Here is a 13776-nt window from a genome sequence, read left to right as displayed (position 1 = left end):
GGGAGAGGCTTTAGTTGTGGAAGTCTCTCCTTCTATTTTAGTAGATCAACTGATTAAAGTTTTACTTTATTTCTTAAGAAGCTTTATTTTCTTGTAATTGCTTCGCATATTGTACAGCCTTATATGCATTGACTCTACCGTTTTTCCAGTACGTACCTGTACCACTAATTTTATCAGAAGTTGACTCAATAATTTGGCGAATTTGTGTATTGCTATATCCTTGATTTGCTAAAAGAGCAGCGACTCCTGCAACGTGAGGTGTTGCCATAGATGTACCACTTAATGATTGATACGTGCTTCCTTTATAAGTAGAATATATATTTGATCCCGGAGCTGCAACATCTACCCAGCTACCATAAGTAGAGAATGAAGATTTTTTATCTGATTGATCTGTAGAAGCGACTGAAATAACTTCGTTGTAATAAGCAGGGTAATTAGCTTTTGTGTTTCCAGCATTCCCAGCAGCTGCAACAATAACAGAGCCTTTATTCCAAGCATATTGTACAGCTTGTTGTAATGCAGTACCACCATTTGGAGCACCTAAACTTAAACTAATTACTTTTGCACCTGAATCTGCAGCTTCTCTAATACCTTGGGCAACAGCGTCAAGAGTACCACTTCCTTGACTGTCTAATACACGAACAGCATAAATCGATGCTTGTGGTGCAACACCAGCTATTCCGACGCCATTATTCGTAAGTGCCCCAGTAATTCCTGCACAGTGTGTACCGTGTCCATTGCCATCATCAGAGATATTGTCATTATCAACATAATCATGTCCGTAAATAACTTTAGAAGCTAAATCGGGATGTGATCCTTGAACTCCTGTATCAATAATAGCCACTTTTACACCAGAATCGCTTCTTTGACTATCCCAAGCTTGCGGGGCTTGAATTTTTTGTAATCCGTATTGATTATTAAAATAAGGATCGTTCGGAGTCCAAAATGCATGAACGTAATAGTTAGGCTCCGCATATTCTACATCTGGATTATTTTTATAACTTTTTATTTTTTCTTTTACAGTACCTTTTGAAAATTGAACGACTTCAAAACCTAACTTATCATCTTTAGATAAGACATTAGCTCCGACAGATTTATGAAAAGATTGCACATTACTTAAAGATGCATTTTGCTTGAACTTAACGATTAATTGGTTAGGAACGTAATCAGTAGATGATGTTTCAGCACTTGAAGTATTCGTGTTAAAGAAGAAACCACCAATAATAAATGATAAAACAGATAGGAAAACAATGATTTTGTTTTTCAAAAGATTTTTCCTCCCTTTTCTTGGATGAGTTTTTCAGCGACACTTTAATGTCGCATTCCTTTTCAACTATATAGTTAGACCATACGATTTATGACATTTATGTGAAAAACTTTTGGAGGAATAAAAAGGAGTAAACATTGATATAAATATATTTTTAATGATAGTAATAAAGTAAAAGAGGGGATGAAAAAAGGAATGCTCATCATGTATGAGTCATTCCTTTTTTCATAGATTAACTTGCCTGTTTTTTATTATTTTCTTTCAATTTCTCTGCTTGTAAAAAGCGATTCGTTTCAGCAACAACAATACCACTTAACCCAATAAGACCAATTAAGTTTGGAATCGCCATAAGTCCATTTGCAATATCCGCAAATGTCCATACGATGCCTAATTTTAAATTCGCACCAATAGCAATCATGACAATAAAGATTGCTTTATAATATTTAACAGCACGTTCTCCAAATAAATAAGCCACGCATTTCTCACCGTAATACGACCAGCCTAAAATAGTAGAGTAGGCGAATAAAATAATTGCGATACCAAGAATCATACTACCAGCAGTACCGAATACAGATTGGAACGCAAGTGTTGTAGCTTCAACGCCAGTTTTACCAGACTTCCATGCGCCTGTAGTAATTAATACTAGCCCTGTAATTGTACATACAATAAACGTATCTAGAAAAGTACCAGTCATTGAAACTAAAGCTTGCTTTGCAGGGGAATCAGTTTTTGCAGCCGCCGCGGCAATAGGGGCACTCCCTAAACCAGCTTCGTTCGCAAATACGCCGCGCGCCATTCCAATTTGAATAGCTGATGCAACTGTTGCACCGATAAAACCACCAGCAGCTGCAGTACCGCTAAATGCACCAGAAAAAATAAGTGAAAATGCTTCTGGAATTTGATCGTAGTGATAGAAAATAATAATAAGACCAGCAATGATATAAAAGAAAGCTTTAATAGGAACAACATATCCTGTTACTTTCCCGATTTTTTTTACACCGCCTAAAATAACGATAGCGATTAAAAATGACATTACTATACCAGTTAAAGCAGGAGGGAAAGAGAAATTAATTCGCATTGCCTCTGCAACTGAATTAGATTGCACCATATTCCCGATACCGAAAGAAGCAGTTGTACCGAATATAGCGAATAAAACTGCAAGCCATTTCTTACCTAAACCACGTTCTAAATAGTACATTGGCCCACCTGAATATTCACCATTTTCATTACTAACACGGTATTTCACCGCAAGAATTGCTTCGGCATACTTTGTTGCCATACCGAACAAAGCAGTAATCCACATCCAAAAGATGGCACCAGGTCCACCGATCGTCACAGCAGTTGCAACACCAGCTATATTTCCCATACCGATCGTTGCCGCCATAGCTGTCATAAGTGCTTGGAAGTGGCTAATATCTCCAGAGGAAGATGTATCTTCTGATTTTTTAAAAGCTAGTTTGTGAGCGTATAATAGTTTACTAAACTGTAAACCTTTTAAACGCACTGTAAGAATGATACCAGTACCAACGAGTAACAACAACGTTGGTAATCCCCACACATAGTGATTGATTTGTTCTAATACTTTACTTACTGTCTCCATCTTTATTCTCCTTTTTTAGAAAAAATAAAAACCACTTCAAGTAAATGAAATGGTCTCTGGAGAAACAAGGGATAGAAAAATAAACCGATACAAATCGGCATTTTCTTTCGCTTGTCTCTGTCCTTTTACCTGAGAGATTATCCGCTATAGTAGCGGATTTGCTCCTTCGGTGCTCGTTTTCCTCCGCGCTATATAAAGCGAGAGGGAGTCTCTCCAGAGATTCGTCCCCATGCAGTTCTACTTGTACCCAAGACCTGAGAGTTTCAAAGTTGGTTTAATAACTTTTTGCCCCGTCGGTAGATCAGTTGATCTTCTCCTGAATGGTTCATCCGAATTATAAAATTAATAACCTATACGCATTGAATGTGTATAAGATCAATAAAAACATTATAGATATACAATTAGTGAAATGCAATCATTTTTTATTTTAAAATAGTAAAGAATTCTATTTTTTCGAAAATCCTAATTTCTCTTCAACTTCAGTTAAAGTAGATAAAGCAATAACAATATGTTGATCCGCAAGCCCTAAAGCATGTTTCGTATTTTCAATTGTTGTACTGTTTAGAGTAGAGTTAGTGGCTCCATCTATAATTAAATCTGCCGCGTTTTTCATAAATTTAGAAGCAGCCTTAAATTCAGTTGTGAAATAAAGAAGTTGTTCTTGTATTTGTACTTCCGATATATTTTCTTTAATTTTCAAAATGTCTATTTCATTCATAATGTTTTCATATTGTTTGGAAACAGCATTCATTGTAACAAATAGTTTATCTCTGTCTACTGAATCACCGTTCGTGTTAATCTCTTCCCAGGCAGGCAACCAATCCTTTTCGATGATATCATTATAATTAGTAGTCAATTCATTAATTTTAGGCTGTAATTTCGTTTTGAAAGTTTTTGTATCCGCTGTTTCTACAGGGGCTTTTTCGGTGTTATTTTTACCATTCGTAACGTAGAAAATTGTACCGAAAATGATGAGAATAGAAATAAAAACTGTCCATTTAGTAAAAAGTAATTTTTGCAATATGTAACGCCTCCAAAATTTAAAAACTTATAATTATAATATATAACAATAATGTTGTTTAAAGTAGAGAAAATAGGAGTTTTAGTGAAAATGAATAGAAGAAAACTAGTTTCAAATATTTCAATGACTGTATTATTAGTTGGTTTAATTGCATTCATATTTATGAATAAAGAATCTAAAATTAAAGATTTTCCAGTGCTAATGTCAGTAATTCATATTAATGATGATAAGGAAGAGGAGTATAAATATATGAGTGTAATGCTTATTACACTGGTAAGTGGAGCGGAGGGGAAAGCGGGTATACTGTTAGTTTTAAAAAGTGGAAAGAAAGGTAAAGATATTACATTACCCAGGAGAAATTACGTATTATATATTTGAAAAATAATTGATAATAAAAGAGATAGGAAGTGAATGATATTGTAGAATTGTTTACTTTCTATCTCTTTTGATTTTTAATTCTGAATTATTTAAATTATAATTACTATGTGTATAGAATAAAATAATATTTAGTATGGAGATGAGATAATAAATTGCCAAATATAAAAAAGATAGGTCGTTTTTGTCCTACTGATGATGAAGGATATATTATAAATGATGCACATATTGAAAAAGTTCAACCTATATTTATGGAGGTAATACAAGAAATAAAAAATACTTGTTGTGAATTGCTACAGGATGATTTACACAGTGTTTATATAAGAGGCTCAATTCCAAGAGGGATTGGAATTGAAGGAATTGCAGATATAGATGTGATTATAGTAGTACGAAAGGATCCTAAATTAATAGACTTAAGCTGGCGAAAGAAACTAGAAGTTCAAAGTTTGCAAAAGTTTAATTGTATAACAGGAGTGGAATTGAGTTTTTACAGTGAAAAAGAAGTGATAAATTCCAAGAGTTTTTCTTTTATAAGCTTTATGATACAGACACATGGAGTATGTATATTTGGTCAAGATGTAACATTGTCTTTACCTAAATATAAAGTAAGTGAGGAGTTAGCCTATGAACACCTTATTCAATTGCGGAAACAAATTGGACAAGCACGCGAAGAATTAATTCATAATAAAGGCGTGGATGATATTGTGGATTGTTGCCGTTGGATTATGAAGATAATAATCAGGTCAGGTCTAGCATTGACAATTGAGAGAGAAGGACTTTACTCCAGAGACTTATATCCTGCCTATGAATTATTTAGTAAGCATTTTCCCGAACAAGAAAAAAATATGAGAAAGGCATTACAATATGTAATTGAACCGATAAATGATATAAATGAAATTTTATTATTTTTAAGTACGTTTGGTGAATGGCTGATAGAAAGAGCGGATGATTTTTTGAATACTATAGATAACTAGAAGGATATAATTATGTTATGTAAATAAACAGGTGATCTAAATGTTCGTGATTTTGCAGACTATTATGGGATTCCGAAAGACGTGGCAACAGGAAGTTCAAATGGATGTTTAACAGCGTATTTTTTAAAGTAAAAAGATAAATATGCGTGTTGAACAAGGATACGAGATGAAATGGTCCTCTTTAATATATAAGAGCTGAAGAAATAGAGAGTAAAAATAATGTTCGTTTAGGGGAAAAGTAGAAAGTATTGCAGATGAGAAATGGAATGTAAGATAAGGGGGAATTAGATATGCTACTAAAAACAATCTATTGTAAGGTAGAAGAAGAGAAAAAGGAATTGTTTTCAAAAGCACAAGAACAATGGTGTGATATACAGCATCTAGATGGATTTCATTGGCAATTTGGTGGATGGAATGAAGATGAGGCGTGTGTATTTACTTTATGGGAAGATAAAAGTGCATATCAATCATTTATGAATGGTGCCCACGATACAATTTATTTAAATAGTAATCAAGAGGATACGTTTCTTTCATGTGAAATTGAATTATTTCAAACTTTGTATGATATAACTGATACGCCTCTGAAAGACGTTGTTACAGAGGGATCATTCGTAAGAGTTGCTATATGTGATATTAAAGTGGAAAAAGAAAAGTATTTTTTACATAAACAAGAAACAATTTGGAATAAAGGGATGGAAAAAGCAAAAGGAATGTTAGCTGGCGTTGTTGGGAAGTCTTTAAAAAATGAAAATCGTTACATAGTGTTAACTTATTGGAAAGATGGAATGGCGCATCAAAATTATGTAGAAGAGATTTTCCCTGAGTTGTATAAACTAGCTAATATTCATGAAGATATAGAAGATATAAGAGGTAAACAAGCTATATGTAAGGAAGAATGGCTTGTATATTAAGCACAGAAAAAGTGCATAAATGAATGTATAATAAAGATAATTCTTATAAACAAGAAATTAATAGAAGACGTTATATACCCTTTCATGTTAATATATTTAAGTTATAATAGGAGGCTTACCCTTTTGTATTGTAAGGTAGAAGCAGTGTGAGCTTGAAATTTTTTTAGAAAAGGATGTGCCTAATTTGCGTATCAATAAATTTATTAGTGAAGCTGGAAAAGCGTCTCGACGCGGAGCAGATAAATTAATTAATGAGAGAAGAGTAATTATTAACGGTAAGGTTGCAAAAATTGGTGACCAAGTGAATCCAGGTGATGATGTACGTGTAAATGGAGAGCAACTTCGTATTGCTCGAGATCACGTATATATCGCTTTAAATAAACCAGTAGGTATTACATGTACGAGTGAAAAATCAGTAAAAGGTAATATTATCGATTTAGTGAATCACCCTTTACGAATTAGCCATATTGGACGTCTTGATAAAGACTCAGACGGTTTAATTTTGTTAACGAATGATGGTGATATCGTTAATGAAATTTTACGTGCTGAAAACAAACATGAGAAAGAATATATCGTTTCAGTAGATAAGCCAATTACACCTGATTTCTTAGAAAAAATGGCAGCGGGTGTTAAAATTCTAGGTACAAAAACACTTCCTTGTGAGATCACACAGTTATCAAAATATGAGTTCAAAATTATTTTAACACAAGGGTTGAATCGCCAAATTCGTCGTATGTGTGAAGCTTTAGGTTATCAAGTATACACGTTAAAACGTACGAGAATTATGAATATCGAATTGAATAATTTACCTGTTGGACAGTGGAGAGATTTAACGAAGAAAGAGAAACGACGTCTATTTGCAGACTTAAATTATGAACCACAAGATTGGTAAAATTGAGAAGGAGAAACCAAAAACATTTTTTGGTTTCTTTTTTTATTAAATAAAAAATCTTTTCCAAACACTTGCAAAAATAAAATGAATAAGATATAGTAAATAACAATTAATGGATGTATTAAAAAAAGCAAAGAAAAGGACACGAGTTATTTTCCCCGGTTATACAGAGAAGGAAGGAAAGCTGAGAACTTCCTAACGCAGAAAAATAACTTACCACCTTAGAGCTGCACTAGGGAAACGAAGTATCTAGTGCCGTGTAAGCGACGTTATCGCAAAAGAAGCCATTATGTTTTTTGTGATGGGAATCTGGGTGGAACCACGGATATAAGCATATTCGTCCCTATTTTAGGGATGAATATGCTTTTTTGCATTCAATTTCATAATAAGCGAAGAAAAGGACACGAGTTATTTTCCCCGGTTATACAGAGAAGGAAGGAAAGCTGAGAACTTCCTAACGCAGAAAAATAACTTACCACCTTAGAGCTGCACTGGGGAAATGAAGTATCTAGTGCCGTGTAAACGACGTTACCGTAAATGAAGCCATTATGTTTTTTATGATGGGAATCTGGGTGGAACCACGGGTATAAGCACGCTCGTCCCTATTTTAGGGATGAGTGTGCTTTTTATTATGAAATGGAGAGATGAAAAATGAAAGAACAAATGATTGAAATTAAATTTCCAGATGGTAGTGTGAAAGAATTTGTAAAAGGAATTACTTTAGAAGAAATTGCGGGATCCATTAGCAATAGTTTAAAAAAGAAAGCAGTTGCGGGGAAAGTAAATGATGGGTTATATGATTTACGCCGAAATATTGAAGAAAATGCGGAAGTAGAAATCATTACTATAGATTCAGATGAAGGTGTAGAAATTGCAAGACACTCCGCGGCACATATTTTAGCGCAAGCTGTAAAAAGATTGTATGGTGATATAAATCTTGGAGTAGGGCCTGTTATTGAAAATGGATTTTATTATGATATGGATCTTCCAAGTAGTGTAAACATAGAAGATTTACGGAAAATCGAAAAAGAAATGAAAAAAATCATAAATGAAAATATAAAGATAGAACGAGTTGAGGTTTCTCGAGAAGAAGCAGCTAAACTGTTTCAAGAAATGAACGACCGCTTGAAATTAGAACTTTTAGAAGCAATTCCTAGTGGGGAAAGTGTAACACTATATAAACAAGGTGAATTTGTAGATTTATGTAGAGGACCACATTTACCATCTACAGGTTATTTGAAAGCATTTCAATTAACTCACGTTTCCGGTGCATATTGGCGAGGTGATAGTAATAACCAAGTGCTTCAGCGCATATATGGTGTTGCGTTCGCTTCTCAAAAAGAATTAGAAGAGTATTTACATTTCGTTGAAGAAGCAGCAAAAAGAAATCATCGTAAATTAGGTAGTGAGCTTGAGTTATTTATGTTTTCTGAAGAGGCTCCGGGAATGCCGTTTTATTTACCGAAAGGTCAAATTATCCGAAATGAGTTAGAAGCATTTTTAAGAGAAATTCAAAAAGAGTATAAGTATCAAGAAGTACGTACTCCGTTTATGATGAACCAAGAGTTGTGGGAGAAATCAGGACACTGGGGACATTACAAGGACAACATGTATTTCTCAGAAGTAGATAATAAGAGCTTTGCATTAAAGCCAATGAACTGTCCTGGTCATATGTTAATGTTCAAAAATAAATTACACTCTTATCGCGAATTGCCAATCCGTATGTGTGAGTTCGGTCAAGTGCATCGACATGAATTTAGCGGTGCATTAAATGGACTATTAAGAGTTCGTACTTTTTGCCAAGATGATGCTCATTTATTTGTAACTCCAGAACAAATTGAAGATGAAATTAAATCCGTAATGGCGCAAATTGATTACGTATATAAAACTTTTGGATTCCAGTATGAAGTAGAGCTTTCTACACGTCCAGAAGATTCAATGGGCGATGATAAGTTGTGGGAACAAGCAGAATCGGCGTTAGCAAATGTATTACATTCATTGAATTATAAATATAGACTAAATGAAGGTGACGGTGCATTTTACGGACCAAAAATTGACTTCCATATTAAAGATGCTTTAAATAGAAGTCACCAGTGCGGAACAATCCAGCTTGATTTCCAAATGCCAGAGAAATTTGATTTAAATTATATAGATGAGAAGAATGAAAAGAAAAGACCAGTTGTCATTCATAGGGCAGTATTAGGATCTTTAGATCGTTTCTTAGCAATATTAATTGAGCACTTTGGAGGTGCATTCCCGGCATGGGTGGCGCCAGTTCAAGTGAAGGTCATTCCAGTTTCGAATGCAGTCCATGTACAATACGCAGATGAGGTTGCGGATAAATTAGCACAAGCTGGTGTTCGTGTCGAACGAGATGTACGAGATGAAAAATTAGGATATAAAATTAGAGAAGCACAAATGCAAAAAATTCCTTATGTACTTGTTATTGGGGATAAGGAACTGGAGAACGGAGCTGTGAATGTACGTAAATATGGAGGAGAGAAGTCAGAAGTTGTTGCGCTAGATGTATTTGTCTCAAGTATTGAAGAGGAAATAAAGAATAGAGGATATTGAGTGTAAAGAAAACACACCATTAAAAATTGGTGTGTTTTCTTGTTTACCTTACAAAAATGTAAGGTAAATGTAAGCGAAATCGAAGGAACGAGTTGTAGAAAGATGAGAATATGAAGTAGGAAATAGGTTTATGTTATCTGTATAACCTTTTTAGTTAGAATAATTAAAAAATTATTAAGAATTTACATGAGAAAAAGATAAGAAATGTGTGAGAAATTAAATTTATACAAAAGGGATGGAGTGAAAGAGATGTCAACAAATGTAGTTACTGTAGAAAGTGTAGAAAAAACGTATGGGAAAAGAAATGAGAATCAGTCAAAAGCATTAAGGGGTGTGTCATTAAATATTAAAGAAGGGGAATTTGTCGGGATTATGGGTCCTTCTGGATCTGGAAAAACAACTTTATTGAATGTGATTAGTACATTGGATCAAGCGACAGGTGGTAGTGTGACAATAGCTGGTACAAATATTACTTCTATGAAGGGGAATGCATTATCAGATTTTCGATCTCAAAAATTAGGGTTCATCTTTCAAGATTTTAACTTACTAGAAAACTTATCAATTTATGAAAATATTGCTTTACCACTTTCTCTGCAAGGTGTACCTTCAAGTGAGATTACTGGAAAGGTAAATGAGGTGGCGAAGAAATTAGGGATTACTGAAATTTTAACAAAATATCCAACTGCTGTTTCTGGTGGACAAAAGCAAAGAACAGCGGCAGCACGAGCTTTAGTACATAATCCAGCAATCGTATTAGCAGATGAACCGACAGGAGCGCTTGATAGTAAAAATGCAAAAAGCTTATTAGAAGCGATGCAAGATTTACATGAAAATCACAATGTAAGTATTTTGATGGTTACACACGATGCATTTAGTGCAAGTTATTGTGAGCGTATATTATTTATTCAAGATGGTCTTCTATATAAAGAGTTAAAGCGTCAAGGAACGCGAGAAGATTTCTATCAAGATATATTAGGTGTGCTTGCTCATATGGGCTCAGCTGCAGAGTCTAAGTAGGGGGTGAGACTATGTTATTCAAATTATCACGTCATAGTATGAAAAAAATGTTAAAAGATTATATGGTTTTACTTATCGGTCTCGTTATTAGCATTAGTATTTTCTACATGTTCCAAACGATGGCGATGAATAGTGAATTTACGAAAGATAATAGTCTCATTAGTAGTATTAGACTCGTATTTTGGGTAGGTGCCATACTATTATCTTTCATTACTGTATTTTATATTATATATGCCAATTCTTTCTTACTCACATTAAGAAGAAAAGAACTCGGTATGTACATGATGCTCGGAGCGAAAAAGAAAAAAGTAGCACAGTTATTATTTATTGAAACATTCGGTATGGGTATTGTTAGTATTATTATAGGAATTTTAGTAGGGATGTTACTTGCAAGTGTAGCAGGAAATTTTTTAATGAATGGTATGGAAATTTCAGCAAAAGGTAGTTATTCATCTGTATATACACCAGCAATCTTAGTTACAGCTATTTTCTTCGTAATACTATTTTTTATTACTGGTTTAATGAATAGTATCCGTTTATTACGAAAAACAGAACTAGAATTAATACGTGAAGATGAAACACTAGATGAAGTGAAGAAAAGTAAAACTCGCATTATTATAATGACTGTACTTGGTGTATTACTAGTAAGTACAGGATACTATTTTATGATAAATATAAAAACGTTTGCTGAACTCGGTTTTATAATAGCAACAATCGTTACAACACTTGGAACATATTTTATCTTTAGTTCATTGCTCCCATTTTTTGTGATGAAAATTAAAGGGAATAAAAAACGAAATGAAACGGGCTTAAATAGTTTTACATATGCACAGCTACGTTTCCGAGTGAATAGCTTATCGAGAGTACTAGGTACTGTAGCAATGTTAATTGCATTGGGCGCAGGTGCGATGACTGCAGGTATGGCATTCCAAAAAAATGTAGGTATTATGACAGACTTCTCACGTGTATATGATGTCGTAATTCATGATCCAAATGAACAAGATACAGCTGCATTAAAAGAAATGGAAATTGTTGAAGAAAGCCAGTACAAGTATAAAGTTGATGGAGAAGCGGTTTATTACTTACGTAACGATTTAACTGCGAAACCGCCACTTGTTTCAGACCACTTTGATACAAAAACCTTAAAAGAGCCTGTTCGTAAACGTGTGACTGAACCTTTAACTGAACCAGTATATTCTGCTTTAGAGTCTCCTGAATTAGCAAAATTTCCTCGTATGCCGAGAGATTGGGAAGATGCAATTGTAAGAGAAATACAAATTACACATAATCAATTTAACGGAAAACCTGTAAGAATTGCAGATGAAGCACATTATAAAGGAATTCAAGGAACAGAACACACTGTAACATTAGCAAAAGTAGACGATATGAAAAAATATAAACCGTTGTTGATTGATATAGATAAGAGACAAAAAGAACAAATTGAAAAAGCAACAGGTGCAAAAGTAGACTTATTTACGAAAATGACAATTTATCAATTTATGAACAGCTTCATGAGCGGAACAATGTTTATGGGATTTTTCCTCGGAATTGCATTTTTAGCAATGATGGCAAGTTCCCTTATGTTCAAAATATTAACAGGTGCTTCTCGTGACGTACGACGTTATGAAATGTTACGAAAAATTGGTGTGAGACGTAGTATGTTAACAAAAAGTATATATAAAGAAATTTCATATTTATTTATCTTCCCAGCGGTTATTGGAATTTCCCACGTGTTAGTAGGGCTAAACTTATTTAGCTTCATATTAGTTGACCCGTTTGTAAAAGTGTGGGTGCCAATTGGGATTTTCTTAGTCATTTATTTCATCTATTACTGGATAACTGTTCAACTTTATAAAGGTATGGTAATGCCGAAAGAAGAGGTAGCTAAGTAGTTTATGAAAAGAGTCCTTGTTTGAAAACAAGGGCTTTTTTTCTATATTTGTAATACCAGTGATCAAGTTTTTCTACGATTAATGTATTGAAAATTAAGAAAATATTAAGAGTTTATATAGCGGAATGTTAAGAAGTGTATAGGATATTAATAATGTAGTTTTATAGAATTAAATTGTTATTTTTACAAATTTATAAGAAAGGATGCGTCTTATGAAGAAGATAAAAAAATTAATAACATTTATTGGAGTCATAACTACACTCACACTAATGGTAGCGCTAGTATTTCCTACATGGACCTCGCAAATAAATAGGGAAAATAGTATAAGTACATTAGAGCAAGTAGAGATAAATGGAAGTGGTCATGAAATTATGATACGCGGCAAAGATAAGAACAATCCGGTAATTATTTTTGTACATGGTGGACCAGGTACTTCAGAAATACCATATGCTCAAAAGTATCAAAAATTATTGGAAGAGAAATTCACCGTAGTTAATTATGATCAAAGAGGAAGCGGGAAATCGTATCATTTCTTTGAGGACTATTCAAATCTTACATCAGATCTTCTTGTAGAGGATTTATTAGCTATGACAGAGTATATTTCAAAACGTATGGGAAAAGAAAAGGTAATATTAATTGGTCATTCTTACGGTACATATATCGGAATGCAAGCTGCTAATAAAGCACCTGAAAAATACGAAGCGTATGTTGGGATAGGGCAGATGAGTGATACAGTAGAAAGTGAAATGGATAGTTTAAACTATGTAATTGAACAGGCACAAAGTGCTGGGAATACAGATGAAGTTTCCTATTTTAATGGATTGACTGAAAAAATTAAAAATGGCGATACATACACTCCGCGAAATTATGTTGCGAAATATGGTGGAACATCAAGACGCATTGAAAATCCAGATGGTGATAACATCGGAATGTTACTCAGTAATGAATATAACTTGTTCGACGTAATTCGTTATAACGTTGGATTATCAAAATCTCAAACAATCTTATTAGAAAAGGATTTAAAGAATCCATTGCCTACTAAGGTGACGAAACTGAAGCTACCGTTTTATTTCCTTATGGGGAAATATGACTATAACACTTCATCTCATGCAGCAAAAACATATTTTAATACAATTGAAGCAGAGAAAAAAGAATTTATTACTTTTGAAAAATCCGCGCATTATCCACAATTTGAAGAGAAGGAAAAGTTTTATGAGTGGATGTCCGATACATTTGTAAAATAAATAAAGTGTA

At 33.7% G+C, this 13776-nt stretch carries 10 protein-coding genes, 1 pseudogene, 1 riboswitch and 2 other annotated features; of the genes and pseudogenes, 8 read left to right on the top strand and 3 right to left on the bottom strand.

The genetic code is table 11. The features are described 5' to 3' along the window. Nucleotides 1-73: 73 nt before the first annotated feature. From ACTFRN_RS25420 to ACTFRN_RS25410, 3 genes are all read right to left on the bottom strand, one after another. Entirely contained in the window at nucleotides 74-1267 is a 1194-nt protein-coding gene (locus ACTFRN_RS25420; RefSeq protein WP_000790939.1) for a S8 family peptidase, read from the bottom strand. Between the two features lie 232 nt (nucleotides 1268-1499). Further along, nucleotides 1500-2867: an alanine/glycine:cation symporter family protein gene (locus ACTFRN_RS25415; RefSeq protein WP_000451026.1), complete on the bottom strand. Its 1368-nt coding sequence runs from the start codon at nucleotides 2865-2867 to the stop codon at nucleotides 1500-1502. Between the two features lie 107 nt (nucleotides 2868-2974). Further along, nucleotides 2975-3094: riboswitch (glycine riboswitch) on the bottom strand. A 218-nt stretch (nucleotides 3095-3312) separates the two neighbouring features. Next, nucleotides 3313-3888 (bottom strand): hypothetical protein, encoded by a 576-nt coding sequence (locus ACTFRN_RS25410; protein ID WP_001170863.1) that lies wholly within the window; start codon nucleotides 3886-3888, stop codon nucleotides 3313-3315. Between the two features lie 51 nt (nucleotides 3889-3939). Between ACTFRN_RS25410 and ACTFRN_RS25405 the strand changes: the two are divergent. The 8 genes and pseudogenes from ACTFRN_RS25405 (at nucleotide 3940) to ACTFRN_RS25370 (ending at nucleotide 13766) form a co-directional block, all read left to right on the top strand. Then, nucleotides 3940-4273 (top strand): annotated as a pseudogene (locus ACTFRN_RS25405) (hypothetical protein). 145 nt (nucleotides 4274-4418) lie between these two features. Beyond that, nucleotides 4419-5237 (top strand): hypothetical protein, encoded by an 819-nt coding sequence (locus ACTFRN_RS25400; RefSeq protein WP_001132912.1) that lies wholly within the window; start codon nucleotides 4419-4421, stop codon nucleotides 5235-5237. A 290-nt stretch (nucleotides 5238-5527) separates the two neighbouring features. Then, entirely contained in the window at nucleotides 5528-6148 is a 621-nt protein-coding gene (locus ACTFRN_RS25395) for a YdbC family protein (RefSeq protein WP_014893762.1), read from the top strand. A 184-nt stretch (nucleotides 6149-6332) separates the two neighbouring features. Further along, nucleotides 6333-7040 (top strand): 23S rRNA pseudouridine(2604) synthase RluF, encoded by a 708-nt coding sequence (rluF, locus tag ACTFRN_RS25390; RefSeq protein WP_001222167.1) that lies wholly within the window; start codon nucleotides 6333-6335, stop codon nucleotides 7038-7040. A 124-nt stretch (nucleotides 7041-7164) separates the two neighbouring features. Continuing rightward, nucleotides 7165-7388 (top strand) — a binding site (T-box leader). Nucleotides 7389-7423: 35 nt separating this feature from the next. Continuing rightward, nucleotides 7424-7647: a binding site (T-box leader), on the top strand. Between the two features lie 44 nt (nucleotides 7648-7691). After that, nucleotides 7692-9614 (top strand): threonine--tRNA ligase, encoded by a 1923-nt coding sequence (gene thrS / locus ACTFRN_RS25385; protein WP_000663048.1) that lies wholly within the window; start codon nucleotides 7692-7694, stop codon nucleotides 9612-9614. A 249-nt stretch (nucleotides 9615-9863) separates the two neighbouring features. Then, nucleotides 9864-10631, top strand: a complete 768-nt coding sequence (locus ACTFRN_RS25380) for an ABC transporter ATP-binding protein (protein WP_000106418.1) — start codon at nucleotides 9864-9866, stop codon at nucleotides 10629-10631. 11 nt (nucleotides 10632-10642) lie between these two features. Further along, entirely contained in the window at nucleotides 10643-12523 is a 1881-nt protein-coding gene (locus ACTFRN_RS25375; protein WP_000897897.1) for an FtsX-like permease family protein, read from the top strand. Between the two features lie 211 nt (nucleotides 12524-12734). Next, the gene (locus ACTFRN_RS25370; protein WP_074568333.1) at nucleotides 12735-13766 is read left to right on the top strand and encodes an alpha/beta hydrolase; all 1032 of its coding nucleotides are present in this window, start codon (nucleotides 12735-12737) and stop codon (nucleotides 13764-13766) included. The last annotated feature ends 10 nt before the right edge of the window (nucleotides 13767-13776 follow it).

Origin of the sequence: Bacillus cereus group sp. MYBK245-2, assembly GCF_051916145.1 — a bacterium.
In the GTDB taxonomy this organism is placed as follows: Bacteria; Bacillota; Bacilli; order Bacillales; family Bacillaceae_G; genus Bacillus_A; species Bacillus_A pacificus.
Note: the sequence above shows the minus strand (reverse complement) of the source record. Positions and strands in the feature narration are given on the sequence as shown.